Source organism: Pseudomonadota bacterium, from assembly GCA_016711215.1.
Taxonomy (GTDB): domain Bacteria; phylum Myxococcota_A; class Polyangia.
The window spans coordinates 1015009-1028917 of sequence record JADJTL010000001.1; the positions used below are offsets into that span (position 1 = coordinate 1015009).

General features: G+C 71.9%; 12 protein-coding genes. 6 read left to right on the top strand and 6 right to left on the bottom strand.

From position 1 onward, the window contains the following. Genes lpxD through IPL40_03975 form a run of 4 tightly spaced genes read left to right on the top strand, consistent with a single transcriptional unit; the run spans nt 1 to nt 3491 of the window. Nucleotides 1-1104, top strand: a complete 1104-nt coding sequence (gene lpxD / locus IPL40_03960; protein MBK8480320.1) for a UDP-3-O-(3-hydroxymyristoyl)glucosamine N-acyltransferase — start codon at nt 1-3, stop codon at nt 1102-1104. After that, a complete protein-coding gene (gene fabZ / locus IPL40_03965; protein MBK8480321.1) occupies nt 1091-1525 on the top strand; it encodes a 3-hydroxyacyl-ACP dehydratase FabZ in 435 nt (144 codons plus the stop codon). Before lpxD ends, fabZ begins: the two co-directional genes overlap by 14 nt. An 11-nt stretch (nt 1526-1536) precedes the next feature. Next, nucleotides 1537-2379 carry an acyl-ACP--UDP-N-acetylglucosamine O-acyltransferase gene (gene lpxA, locus IPL40_03970; GenBank protein ID MBK8480322.1) on the top strand — a complete coding sequence of 281 codons (843 nt, stop codon included), beginning with the start codon at nt 1537-1539 and terminating at the stop codon, nt 2377-2379. Beyond that, nucleotides 2376-3491: a hypothetical protein gene (locus IPL40_03975; GenBank protein MBK8480323.1), complete on the top strand. Its 1116-nt coding sequence runs from the start codon at nt 2376-2378 to the stop codon at nt 3489-3491. Before lpxA ends, IPL40_03975 begins: the two co-directional genes overlap by 4 nt. Here the strand turns inward: IPL40_03975 and IPL40_03980 are convergent. Together IPL40_03980 and IPL40_03985 are read right to left on the bottom strand one after the other, a co-directional pair. Beyond that, nucleotides 3407-3679: a hypothetical protein gene (locus IPL40_03980; GenBank protein ID MBK8480324.1), complete on the bottom strand. Its 273-nt coding sequence runs from the start codon at nt 3677-3679 to the stop codon at nt 3407-3409. The two genes, IPL40_03975 and IPL40_03980, sit on opposite strands and share 85 nt — an antisense overlap. A 149-nt stretch (nt 3680-3828) precedes the next feature. Then, complete coding sequence (locus IPL40_03985; protein ID MBK8480325.1) at nt 3829-6207, bottom strand: ATP-dependent Clp protease ATP-binding subunit; 2379 nt, start codon at nt 6205-6207, stop codon at nt 3829-3831. A gap of 145 nt (nt 6208-6352) precedes the next feature. Here IPL40_03985 and IPL40_03990 point away from each other — a divergent pair, with 145 nt between their 5' ends. Then, a complete protein-coding gene (locus IPL40_03990) occupies nt 6353-7084 on the top strand; it encodes a metallophosphoesterase family protein (GenBank protein ID MBK8480326.1) in 732 nt (243 codons plus the stop codon). Nucleotides 7085-7136: 52 nt separating this feature from the next. Here the strand turns inward: IPL40_03990 and IPL40_03995 are convergent, their stop codons facing one another. The 4 genes from IPL40_03995 to maf all read right to left on the bottom strand — a co-directional run bounded on the left by IPL40_03995 (nt 7137) and on the right by maf (nt 11961). Further along, nucleotides 7137-9371 (bottom strand): transglycosylase domain-containing protein, encoded by a 2235-nt coding sequence (locus tag IPL40_03995; GenBank protein ID MBK8480327.1) that lies wholly within the window; start codon nt 9369-9371, stop codon nt 7137-7139. 118 nt (nt 9372-9489) lie between these two features. After that, on the bottom strand, nt 9490-10497 hold the full coding sequence (locus IPL40_04000) for a D-alanine--D-alanine ligase (GenBank protein ID MBK8480328.1): 1008 nt from the start codon (nt 10495-10497) through the stop codon (nt 9490-9492). A gap of 124 nt (nt 10498-10621) precedes the next feature. Then, entirely contained in the window at nt 10622-11329 is a 708-nt protein-coding gene (locus tag IPL40_04005; protein ID MBK8480329.1) for a YggS family pyridoxal phosphate-dependent enzyme, read from the bottom strand. Further along, nucleotides 11326-11961 carry a septum formation protein Maf gene (gene maf / locus IPL40_04010; GenBank protein ID MBK8480330.1) on the bottom strand — a complete coding sequence of 212 codons (636 nt, stop codon included), beginning with the start codon at nt 11959-11961 and terminating at the stop codon, nt 11326-11328. The genes IPL40_04005 and maf overlap by 4 nt, the downstream gene beginning before the upstream one ends. 227 nt (nt 11962-12188) lie before the next feature. Between maf and IPL40_04015 the strand changes: the two genes are divergently transcribed. Next, entirely contained in the window at nt 12189-13778 is a 1590-nt protein-coding gene (locus IPL40_04015) for a lamin tail domain-containing protein (GenBank protein MBK8480331.1), read from the top strand. Nucleotides 13779-13909 lie beyond the last annotated feature (131 nt).

The following is a 13909-nucleotide window of genomic DNA, read 5'->3' on the forward strand; positions in this document are numbered from 1 at the left end:
TTGCTGGCGTTGCCCCTGCTAGAGCTGGCGCGGCGGATCGGCGGCGCGCTGACCGGCGGCGACGAGGCGCAACGGATCACCGGCGTCGACGCGCTGGGCGCCGCCGGGCCGGGCGCGATCGCGCCTCTGCTCGACGATACGCTTTGGGACGAGGTCGCCAGCAGCCGCGCTGGCGCCTTGCTCGTGCGCCGCGCGCGGGCGGGTTTGGGGCGCGCGCAGATCGCCAGCGCCGAGCCGCGCCGGTCGCTCGGGCTGCTGATCGAGCTCTACCGCCCGCCGCCGCGCTGGCGTCGGGGTCGCCATCCGACGGCGGTGGTCGATCAGGCGGCCGAGGTGGCCGAGGACGCGTACCTCGGTCCGCATTGCGTGGTCGAGGCTGAGGCGCGCGTCGGCAGCGGCAGCCAGCTCGAGGCCGGATCCTTCCTCGGCCCTGGGGTCGTCGTCGGTGCGCGCTGCCGCATCGGGCCGCATGCCGTGATCCTCGCCGACTGCCAGCTCGCCGACGACGTCGTGGTCGCCGCCGGTGCCGTCATCGGCGCGGCTGGCTTCGGTTATTGGCGCGATCAGCACGGCCAGTGGCAGTCGGTGGGATCGCTCGGCAGCGTGCGGATCGAGCGCGGCGCCGAGCTGGGGGCCAATAGCTGTGTCGACCGCGCCACCGTCGGCGTGACGCGCGTGGGCGTCGGCAGCAAGATCGATAACCTGGTCCAGATCGGCCATAACGTGCAGCTCGGGCGCGATGTGCTGCTCTGCGCCCAGGTCGGGCTGGCGGGCAGTGTGCGCATCGAGGATGGTGCGCAGCTCGGGGGACAGGTGGGGGTCGCCGATCACCTCACCGTCGGTCGCGGCGCACGCGTGGCTGGCGGCAGTGGGGTGGTGCGTCGGGTGCCCGCCGAGGCCACCGTGGGCGGCTATCCCGCCATCGATCAGCGGCAGTGGTTGCGCAGCAGCGCGCTCGCGGCGCGGCTGGTTCGCACGCGCGCGCGGGTCGCAGGCGTGCAGGAATCGCCGGGGCTGGGGCCTGAGCGGCCCGCGCCTAGCAGCGCGGGTGGATCGGTCCATCCGCCGGACGCTGACGAGGGAGCAAATAATGCTGACGATTGAACAGGTGATGAAGATTCTTCCCCATCGCTACCCCTTCTTGTTGGTCGACGGGGTCAGCGAGCTGAGCAGCGAGCGCATCCTGGCCTTCAAGCAGGTGACCTTCAACGAGCCGCACTTCGCCGGACACTTTCCGGGCAAGCCGATCATGCCGGGCGTGCTGATCATCGAGGCCCTTGCGCAGGCCGGGGGCATCCTGGCGCATCACTGCGGCGGCTTCGATCCGCAGCATCAACTGCTGCTCTTCCTCGGCATCGATGGCGCCAAGTTCCGCCGGCAGGTCGTGCCCGGAGACCGCCTGGACCTCGAGGTGCTGCCCTTGCGCAAGGGGCGCATCTGGAAGCTGCGAGGCGTCGCCCGCGTGGGCGAAGAGGTCGCGGCGGCGGCGGAGTTGCTGGCCACGGTCGCCGCCCGTCCGGAGTGAGGCAGGGCGAGATGGCCGCGAGCGCGCGCAGTCAAGCGCCGGGCATCGATGCCAGGGCCCTCGTCGACCCCGGGGCAGCGCTGGCTGCAGATGTCGAGGTGGGGCCCTTCGCCGTGATCGGGGCCGGCGTGAGCCTGGGTAGCGGGTGCCGCGTGGGCGCCCACGCCGTGCTCGAGGGCGCGACCAGCGTTGGCCCGCGGACGCGCATCGGCGCCCATGCGGTCGTCGGTGGTTGGCCGCAGCTGCGCGGGGTGGTCAGGGCGGGAGGGCTGGTGATCGGCGCCGATAACGAGCTCCGTGAGCACGTCACGGTCCATCGGGGTGGCAGCGCCGGCGGGCTGACGCGCTTGGGTGACAGCAATCTGTTGATGGCCTATAGCCACCTCGGCCACGACGCGCAGCTCGGTGACGGCTGCGAGCTCGCCAATGGCGCGCAGATCGGCGGGCATGTCGTGCTCGGTGATCGCGTGACAGTGGGCGGGTTGGCCGCCGTCCACCAGCATGTGAGGGTCGGTGCGTTGGCGATGGTCGGGGGCGGCTCGATGGTGACGCAGGATGTGCTGCCCTTCAGTCTCGTCTGCGGCGATCGCGCCCGCTGCTACGGCAGCAACGCGGTGGGCCTGCGGCGCCACGGTTTCTCCGCCGAGCGGCGCAGGCGCATCGCCGCGGCGCTGAGGACGCTGCTCCAATTCGATGCGCGCGCCGACGCGCTCGCTCGACTCCTCGCCGCGCACGGGGACGATCCCGACCTCGCTGTGTTGGCGGACTTCGTCCAGCGCTCACGGCGGGGCCTCTGCCCGCCCGCGCGTCGATCCCGCCAGGCGCCGGTCGCGCCCCCGGAGGTCTCGAAATGATGCGCCCGGATCGGGCGGACGGGGGCAGGCTCGGGCCCAGGGCCCCGCGCCGGCTGCTGTGCCTGCTGGGGCTGGCCCTGCTCGCGGCGGTGGCCTGTCGGCGTGTCCCCGCGCCGGCGCCACGCGATCAGCCCGCAGTGGTCGTCGTCGAGAGCGACGAGGACGACGGGACGACACCCTCCGTCGCCGAACATGAACCCAACGACGAGCCGCGGCAGGCCCAGGCGCTGAAGGTCGGCCAGGCGATTCGAGGTACGCTGAAGGGCCGCGGCCGCGCCGATCGCGACTGGTACGCGCTCGAGGTCGATCGCCCGAAGCAGATCACGCGCCTGCAGCTTGGGCCGCTCGGGGACGAGGACCTGCGGCTCGACCTCTACACCACGCCGGGCCAGCGGATCGCCGTGGCCGACAACGCCGGGCCCGGCGCCGGCGAGGTCCTGCCGAACCTCGCGCTCGAGGTCGGCCCTTACCTGGTGCGCGTGCGCGCTCGCGTCGGCGCCAGGCACAAGACCAAAGCGGTCGCCGCCAAGGCCAGGAGCGCGCGGGCCGCCGGCGCCAGCTCGGCGGTCGCCAGCGGCTCCTATCGCCTGCTCTTTGCGCTCCGCGATCGCGGTGAGCAGGAGGAGATCGAGCCCAACGACCTGAGCGCGCGCGCGACGGATCTGCGTTTCGGCGAGTCGAGCGGAGAGGCCGTGGGGTACTGCGGTGCGCGCAAGGATGTCGATTGGTACCGTCTCGCGCCGCGTACTTGGCCTGCCGATCGCCTGCTGCATCTGGCCGCAGATGGCCTCGACGGCGTGCGCTTCGACCTGGCCTGGCGCGACGCAGGTGGGCAGGTGATCGCGCAGCGTGAGGCTCGCGCGAACGAGGGTGCAGAGCTCGCGAACCTTCAGCTCCCGCCGCCGGGGCTGGGCGCGACGCTGACGGTCGACTGCCGCAGCGGCTACGACCTCGACGTGCCCTATGTGCTTCGGTTAGGCCTGCAGCCGGCCGTCGACACCGAGCGCGAGCCGAACGATCGCTTCGATCAGGCGACGGCGCTCGCCGTTGGCCAGCCGCTGGGCGGATCCTCGCCGATCGCCAGGATGTCGACAGCTACCGCCTGGCGCTGACGCAGGCGGGGACGCTGCGCGTCGAGGTCACGCCGCCGGCGCAGCTCGACGTCGCCATCGAGCTGCTCGACGCGCGCGGCCAGGCGATCGCCGCGGCCGATGCGGGCGGCGCGGGGCAGGGGGAGGTCCTGACCGAGCTGGCGGTCCTGCCGCCGCAGGCGCTGCTGCGGGTGCGGGTCGGCGCGCACGCTCGGCGCGGAAATCCGACCGCTCGCTATCGCATCCGGGCCCTCTTCCAGCCCGCGGCGCCCACGCCGAGCGAGGAAGAAGGCGTGGCACCCCTCGGGCCGCCGCCGCTCCAGCCGCCGCCCTGATCAGCGCGCGGGCTGCCGACCGATCAGCGCGAGCCCTGCCGGATCGTCAGCGCGTCCTCGGCGACGTCGGCGGCGAGCGTGTCGCCGGCGACGACCCCACCGGCGAGGATCAGCTCGGCCACCGGTCCCTCGATCAGGCGCTGGATCGTCGTGCGCATCGGCCGGGCGCCGAGCAGGGCGTCGTAGCCGCCGTGATCGATCAAATAGTCGAGCGCCGCCTCGCTGGCGGTGATCGCCACCTTGCGCTCCTGCAGCAGGCGCCGGCTCGAGTCCTCGACGAGCAGGCGCGCCACCGAGCGGATCTGTTGGCGCGTCAGCGCGCGGAAAACCAGGCGCTCCTCGATGCGGTTCCAGAGCTCGATCGGTAGCGCGCGGCGCGCGCTCTGCAGCACTGCGCTTGCCAGAGGATCATTATCCTTCACGGCAGCAGGAGCCGCGTCGTTGGGCGCCGGCGCGAAGCCGATGCCGCCCGGACGGCGCTCGTAATGTTCGCTGCCGAGATTCGAGGTCATCACCACCAAGGTGTTCGAGAAGTCGACCGTGCGCCCGCGACCGTCGGTCAGCCTGCCGTCGTCGAGGAGCTGGAGCAGCAGCTGCAGGACGTCGCGGTGCGCCTTCTCGACCTCGTCGAGCAGCACGATTTGATAGGGTCGGCGGCGAATCGCCTCGGTGAGTTGCCCGCCCTGCTCATAACCGACGTAGCCCGGCGGCGAGCCGATCAGCCGCGCCACGTTATGCGGCTCCATGTACTCGCTCATGTCGAAGCGGCAGAGCGCCTCGCGGCTCTGGAACATGAAATCCGCCAGCGCCTTGACCAACTCGGTCTTGCCGACGCCGGTCGGGCCGAGCAGCAGGAACGAGCCGATCGGTCTCTGGCTGCGGAAGCCGGCGTAGTTGCGGCGGAGGACCTGGCCGATGCGTTCGAGAATCGCCTGATGGCCGACGATCCGCTGCTGCAGAAACGTCTCCATCTGCAGCAGGCGCTCGTTGTCTTGCAGCAGCAGCCGCTGCACCGGCACGCCGGCGGCCTCGGCCACCAGCTCGGCGATCTGCGCCCGCCCGACGGACTTCTCCGCGCTGCGCCGCGCGCGGCTGCCGGCAAGATCGAGCAGCGCGATCGCCTTGTCCGGGAGCTGGCGATCGGTCAGGTAGCGCTGCGCCAGCTCGGCCGCCGCCGGATAGGCCTCGTCGAGCAAGGCAATCCCGTGATGCCTCGCGTAGGCCGGCCCGAGCGCGCGGAGAATCGCCACGGTCTCGTCGAGCGTGGGCTCGGGCACGAGGATCGGCTGCAGGCGGCGCTTGAGCGTCGGCTGCGGCTCGATCACCCGGCGAAAGTTATCCGTGCTCGTTGCGCCGATGCACGGGAAGTTTCCCTGCGCCAAGGCACCGCTCAGCTCGCCGACCGCGTCGAGGGCGCCGTCGCCCGCCGCGCCGGCGCCGACGAGCGTGTGGATATCGTCGAGGAAGAGCACAACCTGGCCCGCCGCTGCCTCGACCTCCTGGCGCAGGCCGGCGACGCGCTCGGAGAAGGCGCCGCGAAGCTGGGTCCCGGCGACCAGCGCGCCGACGTTCAGCTCGACCAGGCAGCGGCCCGCCAGTTGCGGCACGGCCTCGGGTTCGTGGACCTGCAAATAGGCCAGTCCCTCGACCAGCGCGGTCTTTCCGACCCCGGGCTCGCCGACCAGGCAGGGGTTGTTCGCGCGGCGCTTGCCGAGCACGTCGAGGAGCTGCTGCACGAGCGCCCGGCGGCCGATCAACGCCTCGATCTCACCGTGCGCGGCCGCGGCCGAGAGGTTGCGGCCGAGCTGCGTCAGAATCGGGAAGCGCTTGGCGTCGAGCGCGTAGGGGGCCGCCGCCGCGGGGGCCGCCGCCGCGGTCGGGGCGAGCGTCGCGGACTCAGGCGCGTCGGTTGCGGCCAGGCGACGGGTGACGCGGGGATCGTTGCGCGTGCGCTCGCGGCGGCGGACGCGCGGGGTGGTTGGGGCGCGCTGAGGATTGGTCACCAGGGCCAGCGCGATGCTCCGCAACTGCGGCAGATCGAGTCCGCAGGCGGTCAACAAGCGTGCGGCCACGCCGTCGCGCGCGCCGGCCAGCGCGAGGAGCGCGTGGAGCCCGACCTGCGGCGCCGCAAGCTTCGCCCGCGCGAGCTGGCGACAGCGCTGGCGCACCTGCTCCGTCCAGTCCGCGGGCTCGCTGCCGGCAAGGTCGCCAGTGAGCTTGCCGGCGACCTCGGCGCCGCCGAGCCCGCGGTCGTGGAGCAGGGGGCCGGCGAGCGCGTCGCTGCCGAGCAGCGCCAGCAGCAGGTGTCCACTGCAGAGCGGCTGCGCACAACGCTCAGCGATGACCTGCGCCTGGGAGAAGAGTTGCTCGAGCGCGCGCTCGTAGTCGCTTGGGGCAGCCATCGGCGGTCGGGAGGCTAGCATGTGACCGTCGTTTGGCGCCAAATCTCCCTGCGCTTGCCCCTCGGGTGTACGTCACCGTATAGTCACGCTCTTTCCCTGCATCCCTGCGCCGCGGTGGCGCAGGCCGTGACGACCCTTACTGATCATGCGCATCGGCCTGTTTTCGGATGTACATGCGAACCTCGAGGCGCTGGAGGCGGTCCAGCGGGCCTATGAGCGCGAGCGCATCGATCGCCTGGTCTGCCTCGGAGATGTGGTGGGCTATGGCGCCGACCCGCAGGCCTGCGCAGAGGCGGTGCGCGGCCTCGCCGCGGTGACCACGCTCGGCAACCATGATGCCGCAGTCGCGGGGCGCATGGATTACTCCTACTACTACGAAGCCGCCCGCATCGCGCTCGACCGTCACTTCCACCAGCTCAGCACGGAGAACGTCGAGTGGCTGCGTTCGCTGCCCTACGAGCACCGCGAGCTCGGGTTGTCCTACTGCCACGGGTCGCCGATCAATCTCGAGGAGTTCGAGTACGTCTTCGCCCCCGAGCAGGCAGAGCTGCTGCTCGAGAGCTACGACGAGCTGGCTCGCGTCACCTTCATCGGGCACTCGCATCTGTGCAAGGCCTTCGCCTTGCCGCCGAACGATGTGCATGAGGTCGTGGCGACCCGCTTCGTCTTGCGTGAGAACTACAAGTACGTGATCTCGGTCGGCAGCGTCGGGCAGCCTCGCGACTACGATCCGCGTGCGAGCTACACCATCTTCGATAGCGACGAGATGGTCTTCGAGTTCAAGCGGGTCGAGTACGACGTCAGCAAGGCCGCGGCGAAGATCTTCGACGCCAAGCTCGAGCGTAACTTCGGCAATCGGCTCTTCCTCGGCGTCTGAGTCCTCGGCGTCTGAGTCCCCTCGCCCTGCCGCGGCGCAATGCGCGCGGGTCCTATTGGGCGCGCAGGTGTTGAGCCAGCGTCAAGGGGCGCCCGGCCCAGTGTTGCCGCTCGTCGGGCGATAGGCTGCCGCTGCGCTGCATCAGGGCGAGCAACATGTGCAGCCGGCGCATCCAGGCGCGGCCCGGGGCGGAGCGCGCGAAGCGCGCCGCGAGCGACCGCGGGCTCGGCGCCAGCGCGGCCAGATGTACCGCCTCGAGCGGCGTCAAGCGGGCCACCGAGCGTCCGAAGTAGTACTGCGCCGCGCGCTCGACGCCGTAGACGCCTGGACCGAGCTCGATTCGATTGAGGTACGCCTCGAGGATCCGGCGCTTGTCGACGACCTGCTCGAGGCGCCAGGTCAGCACGGCCTCCTGGAACTTGCGCGCGATCGTCCGTTGTTGGTCGAGGAAGACGTTCTTCACCAGTTGCTGGCTGATCGTGCTCGCGCCGCGCAGCGCGCGTCCCTGCGCCAGGTTGAAGAAGAGCGCGCGGCGGAGCTGCTCGGGATCGAAGCCTTGGTGGTCGAAGAAGTGCGTGTCCTCGGCGACCACGAAGGCGGCGCGCAGATGGCGCGGGATCCGCGCCAAGGGGCGAAAGCTCGGGTTCTCAGCGCCAACGGTCCAGCGTTCGCGCTGCCCGCCGTCGGCGTGGGTGATCCAGTTGGTGAAGCTGCGCTTGATCAGGTGCACGTCGGCGCCCGGGGGGTCGACGAGGACGCGACATGCCAGCGGCGCGAGCGCCAAGGTCACCTGGCCGTGCTCGAAGTCGCCGGCGAGCGCGTCGATCGTGCCGCGTAGCCCCACCTGACCGCTCAGCGCCATCCCGGCCAACTTGGGGGCGAGACCGGGTGGAATCGCGGCCAGGACCTGCTGGCAGGGGCTGGGGGGCAGGTTGGCGCTGAGCGTGACGCGCCGCTCGCCGGCGCCGAGGCGCAGCTCTCCGCTGAGCTCGATCGCGACGGTCGCCGCGGTCGTCAGCCGAAGACCCGGGCTGGCCAGTCGGCCGGTCGGGGCTTCGAAGGTCAGCTCGCCGGCCACCCCAAGGTCGAAGGGGCCGACCGCGTTGCGCGCCAGCAGCGGGTGGTCGACGACGAGGTCGACGAGCGTCAGCGAGCTGTTGAGCCGCCATTGACTGCCGTCGCGCCAGGCGCGCAGCGTGCCGTCGGCCGTCCCGCCGCGCAGGTGAGCGCCAGCGGGATGCAGCAGCCGCGCCAGCCTTCCGAGGGCCAGGTGATCGAGGGTGAGCGTGAAGCCTCCGGGATGCAACAGCCCCGCGGGGAACGCCGCGGCGAGGCGGAGGCTGCCGCCGTCCTCAGAGGCTCCGCTCGCGCGCAGCTCGGCGCGGAAGGCGCCCGCCGGCAGCGCGACGAGGCGCGCCGATTGTAGGCGGAGCGCTTCATCGTCCCTTCGGCCCCCGGGCGTCGCCTGGTCGCTCTGTCGCACCCGCCCGCCGAAGAGCGCGGCGCGGCGCAGCGTGCCGCGCTGCGGATCGAGCTCCAGGGCGGTGCTCGCCAGCTCGATCACGGCGTGGCCAGGGAGGCGCAGCGCGGCTGGACCGACGATCAAACGCAGCGCGCCGCCGACCCGCGGCTGCAGATAGATCCCCGTCAGGCGGGCCTCGAGCCAGGGGCTTGGTTTTCCGAGGCGCAGGGCGACGGCTCCATCGTGGACCGAGACGCGATGCGCCTGGCAGCGGCGCAAGAGCCGCGCGAAGCGTGGCAGCAAGCGCGCGAGGCGGTCGGCGAGGGGAGCGGGGATCGCGGACCCTCGCTGCAGCAGCGCTGTGCCCTCGCGCAGCCGACTCGGCCCAGGGCGCGGCGCGTCGGGCCGTGGCAACGCTGCAGCGCGGGGGCGGGTCGCACCAAGGTTCAACAAGAGGCGTGGCTTGACGACCCGCACGGCACCGAGGTCCACGCGCGGGGGCCAAAGGCGGGCGAGTCGGCCGTCGATGTCGATGCGGCGAATGCGCAGATGCTCACCCACCTGCACATCATGGACGCGCAGGCCGAGCGGGAGGGCGAGGTGAATGGCGCGCGTGCTGACCGAGACGCCGAGCGAGCGGCTGAGCGTGGCGTCGAAGCGCAGGCGGGCGAGATCCTCGAGGCGCCCGAGGCCCCAGAGGGCCGCGGCGCTGAGCGGCAAGAGCAGAAGGGCGCCGATCCAAAGGGCGAGCCGCGTGCGACGCAGCGGCCCTGGGTGGCAGCCGAGGTCCGCCGCTGCGGTGCGAGCGCGGGAGATCAGGCGCATGCGAGCCTGCATGATAGGGAGGCGGCGTAGGCGCGCCAACTTTTGCTGCGCGGCGGAAGCGCTCGAGGTTTAGCCGCGCGCGCCACCGGCCGATCGCCGCCTGGTCCGTCGCGCGCGGTCAGGCGCGGGCCGCGGCGGCGCGGCGCAGGTCCTCGACGGCGGAGGCGGTCTCCGCCGCGGGGGGGGCGAGGGTGCGGGGCCGCGCGCCGGCCCGCAACGCGGCGCTGGCGAGGATCTCCTCGACCAGCGCTCCGTAGCTCAGACCCGCGTGCTCGCCGAGGCGCGGCAGCAGGCTGCGCGGCGTCAGGCCCGGCAGCGTGTTGACCTCGAGCACGTACTCGTTGCCGAGATCGCTGACGATCATGTCGACGCGCGTGGCCCCGCTACAGCCGAGCGCCTGGTGGGCCCGCTGGGCCTGGGTCAGGACACCGCGGTAACGCTCGGCCGAGAGCTTGGCTGGGACGTGAAAGTGCGCCTGTCCCGCCGTGTACTTCGCGTCGAAGTCGAAGAGCTGGTTATGCGAGACGATGCCGATCGCGCCCAGCGCGCGTCCGTTGAGGATGCCGACGCAAACCTCTTTCCCGCCGATGTGACGCTCGATCAGCAGGCAATCGTCGAGCAGCGCGGCGCGTTCACAGGCCGCCTTCAGCTCGCTCGGGTCGCCGGCAATCGAGACGCCGAGGCTCGAGCCCTCGCCGGCGGGTTTGACCACCACCGGGAAGCCGAAGGAGCCGTGGATCGTGGCGAGCTCGTTGATCTGCGCCGCTGGCAATACGTAGTAGGGCGGCGTCGGAAGATTGTGCAGGCGGAAGATCTCCTTGGCCTTGACCTTATGCATCGCCAGCGCGCTGGCGAGCACGCCGCTGCCGGTATAGGGGAGGCCCATCAGCTCGAGCAGCCCCTGGACGCAGCCGTCCTCGCCCCAACGCCCGTGGAGCGCCAGGAAGACGACGTCGACGGCCGCAGCGCGCAAGACCCGATCGACCTGCGCGTCAGCGATAAGTCCCTCGGCCTGGTAGCCCCGCTCGCGCAAGGCGGCGAGGACCGCCTCGCCGCTGATCAGGGAGATCTCGCGCTCGGCCGACAGGCCGCCCATCAGCACGCCGACCCGCTTGTCCTTGAACATCCGCGATCCCCCCATTGAACGACTCTCTACTATGCGGTCCCCCTGACTACAAGTCCCTGACTGCAAGTAATGAGGAGAGCGATACGCGTCGAGTGGGGACGGTCGCCTGCCGGTGCGCGCTCAGCTAGCGCTCGCCAAAAATGGCACTGCCGATGCGCAGCAGGGTCGCGCCCTCGGCGATCGCCACGGCGTAGTCGGCGCTCATCCCCATCGACAGCTCCGCAGCTCGCCGCGGCGGGGCGAGCTGCGGGGCGAAGCGGTCGCGAAGCTGGCGCAGCGCAGCAAAGTGCGGAGCGCTGCGCGTGGGGTCGTCCGCGAGCGGTGGCATGGTCATCAGACCGACGCAGCGCAGCCGCTGCTGATGGGCTCCGATCGCCGCCAGCAGCGCGGGCAGCGCCTCCGCGCCGGCACCCGACTTACTCGCTTCGCCGCTGAGGTTGAGCTGCAGCAGCAGGTGCTGCGTGCTGCCGCCGCGCTCGGCGAGGGCGGCCAGTCGGTCGATCAGCGCGGTCGACGCAACGGTGTGGATCAGCGCCGCGGTACCGACCACGTGTTGCGCCTTGTTCCGCTGCAGGGGCCCGATGAAGTGCCAGCGCAGCTCCGCGAGGTCAGCGAGCTGCGCTGCCTTCTCGCGCAGCTCCTGCACGTAGTTCTCGCCGAAATCGCGCAGACCGAGGGCGTAGGCCTCGCGCACCGCCGCGGCGGGTACGGTCTTGCTCACCGCCACGAGCGTGACCTCGGCCGGGTCGCGTCCTGCCCGCGCACAGGCGAGCGCGATCTGTCGGCGGACGGCGTTGAGGCGCTCCGCGAGGGTGGTCAAGGGCTCGCTCATCGCGTGGGGGTGGGCGCGGGCAGAGGCCTGAGGGCGGCGTCGAGGAGGCCGAGGCGCTGCAGCGCCTCGATCGTCTCGCAGATCGGTAGTCCGACGACGTTCGTGTAGGATCCGTCGATGCCGCGCACCATGTACGCCGCGTGCTCCTGCACCGCGTAGGCGCCGGCCTTGTCCTGCCACGCCGCGTGGTCGAGGTAGTGCTCGAGCTCGGCGTCGCCGAGCGGCTTGAAGCTGACCCTCGTGCGTACGAGCTCTTGGGCGCTGCGCGGGCCCCAGAGCACGCAGAAGGCGGTGAGCACCTCATGGGTCCGACCGGCGAGGGTCCGCAGGGTCTGGCGCGCAGCGTCGCGGTCGGCAGGCTTGCCGATTACCTGCGCGTCAATCACGACGATCGTATCCGCGCCGAGCACCGGTCGCCCATCGCCCACCGCCGCGCGGGTGCGCGCCACCTGCTCGGCCTTGGCGCGGGCGAGACGCGAGGCGAAGGCGGCGGGATCCTCGCCCGGCAGGCGCGTCTCGTCGACCTCGCTGACGACAACATCGTGCGCGACCCCTGCGGCGAGCAGGAGCTGTCGGCGGCGGGCCGAGGCCGAGGCTAGAACCAGCGGGGCATGCTGCGAGGGCTTGGACATCGGGACGCCTGGGCCCCTTTACCACGTTCATCGCGGGCCGGGGAGGGCGCCTCGAAGGCCGCCGGTCTGTCGGCGGTCTCGGTCCGAGATCCGGCCGCGGGCGCCGCGCTGCGCTCGAATGCCTGGAAATCACAGCGCGCGGATCGCCGGCACGCGCCTTGCGATCTCCGCTGGCCGAGTGCTGCGGCGCGGTGCTCTCGGGATCAAGCCTCTGCTGGAGGTTCGTCATGACACGAAGGCCGGTCGTGGCTTGCGCTGCGCTCTTGGCGGCGTTCAACCTGCTCTGCATCGCCTGCGGCGCTGCCGTCGCGCCCCAGGGGGATTTTCGCGCGCCGAGGATCGTCGCCGTCAGTCTCGGCGACGACGAGCCGCTGAGCCCGACCGCGGCCATCACCGTCGATTTCAGCGAGGCGGTTGAGGCTGCCCTCGCCCTGGTCGACCTGGTCGCCATCGTGCCGCATGCGCTGGGAGCAGGCTGCTCGGTCGACCTGGGCTGCGGCGGCGGGGCCTGCTTCGCCGGGCGCTGCCAGGCGTCGCCCGTCGACGGCGCCTGGCTCGCCGACTTCGCGCACCCGCCGCTGACCGCCGGTCGAGCCGCGGCGACGGCGCCGATTCGGGTTGAACTCCTTGCCGGCGGCGAGCGCTTGCGCGTGCAGCCCGCGCTGCCCCTGGCTCCTGGCCGGCTGCACACCTTGCTCGTCGCTTCGGGGTGGATCGACGGCGCGGGCCATCGCCTCGCACTTGAGCCGGACCTGCCGGTGGCCTCGCGCCGCGTCTTCGCCACGGGCGACGTCGATCGCGCGCGGCCCGTGCTCGAGCTGCTGGCCCCGCTGCCGGCGAGCACCGACGTCGCTCCCAACCTCAAGCGTTTAGTCGTGCGCTTCTCGCATGCGGTGGCGCCGCTCGACCTCGGTAGTCTCTGGCTTGCTGCGGCGAACGGACGTCGGGTGGCGCTGCGTCCCCTCGCGGAGACGGGCCCCTGCGCGGCAGCCAGCGTGCAGGACTGCCATTGGCTCGCCGTGACCGAAGCGTTGCCAGCGCTGACTGTCTGGTCGCTGAGGGCAGCGCCGGGTCTAAGCGACGCTCAAGGCGCGACGCTGCTGCAGGAGCAAGGGATCGAGCTGGCGACCAGCGCCCTGCTCGATACGACGCCGCCGGCGCTCGGCGAGGTTCGCCTCGTGCAGGCCGACGGCTGCGTCGTCGTGCGGACGCGCAGCAGCGAAGCGGCTGACGCGCGGCTGAGCGCGAGCTGGACCGGCTCAGTGCAGCGGAGCGCGGGCGTGCTCGCGCATGAGCTGGCCCTCGCGGTGCCCGCGGCACCGGCCGCTGGCGCGCAGCTTCGCCTCGACCTCAGGGACGGGGCGGGGCAGGCCGCGGCGTCGTGGTTGCACCGGATCGACCTGGCGCCGATCGCGCCGCTCGTCATCGCTGAGGTGCTGGCCGATCCTCTCGGGGCGGATCCCGATCAGGAGTGGGTCGAGCTCTACAATCGGAGCGAGCGCGCGGTAGACCTCGATGGCTGGGCCCTTCGCGATCTCGATGGTGGGTCGGAGGGCGGCGCGCTGCCCGCGTTGCGGGTCGCGCCCCACGGCTACGTGCTGGTGGTCGGTCCGCGCTACCGACCCGGCAGCGGGCCTGACCCCTTTCCGGCCGAGAGCGTTCCGTTGGCCCGCCTGCGCTCGCCTCTCGGTGGCCGCGGATTGCCCAATCGCGGCGACCCCGTCTTCTTGTTTGGACCCGATGGCGTGCTGGCCTCGAGCGCCAGCGGCAGGGTCGGCGTGGCGGCCGAGACGCCCGGCCCCGGGCGCAGCGTTTAGCGCAGGTCACCGCTCGCCTGCGACCTGGCGACGAGCTGGCTCCGCAGCGCTGAGACCGGCCCCACGCCGGGCCGCTGAGCGAAGCGGCGACCAGCCCGGTTGCCGGCCGCTGGGGGTGCATGCTACGAATT

Coding starts and splice junctions, on each gene's coding strand:
- fabZ (MBK8480321.1), top strand. CDS start 1,091: ATGCTGACGATTGAACAGGTGATGAAGATTCTTCCCCATCGCTACCCC.
- lpxA (MBK8480322.1), top strand. CDS start 1,537: ATGGCCGCGAGCGCGCGCAGTCAAGCGCCGGGCATCGATGCCAGGGCC.
- IPL40_03975 (MBK8480323.1), top strand. CDS start 2,376: ATGATGCGCCCGGATCGGGCGGACGGGGGCAGGCTCGGGCCCAGGGCC.
- IPL40_03985 (MBK8480325.1), bottom strand. CDS start 6,207: ATGGCTGCCCCAAGCGACTACGAGCGCGCGCTCGAGCAACTCTTCTCC.
- IPL40_03990 (MBK8480326.1), top strand. CDS start 6,353: ATGCGCATCGGCCTGTTTTCGGATGTACATGCGAACCTCGAGGCGCTG.
- IPL40_03995 (MBK8480327.1), bottom strand. CDS start 9,371: ATGCGCCTGATCTCCCGCGCTCGCACCGCAGCGGCGGACCTCGGCTGC.
- IPL40_04000 (MBK8480328.1), bottom strand. CDS start 10,497: ATGTTCAAGGACAAGCGGGTCGGCGTGCTGATGGGCGGCCTGTCGGCC.
- IPL40_04005 (MBK8480329.1), bottom strand. CDS start 11,329: ATGAGCGAGCCCTTGACCACCCTCGCGGAGCGCCTCAACGCCGTCCGC.
- maf (MBK8480330.1), bottom strand. CDS start 11,961: ATGTCCAAGCCCTCGCAGCATGCCCCGCTGGTTCTAGCCTCGGCCTCG.
- IPL40_04015 (MBK8480331.1), top strand. CDS start 12,189: ATGACACGAAGGCCGGTCGTGGCTTGCGCTGCGCTCTTGGCGGCGTTC.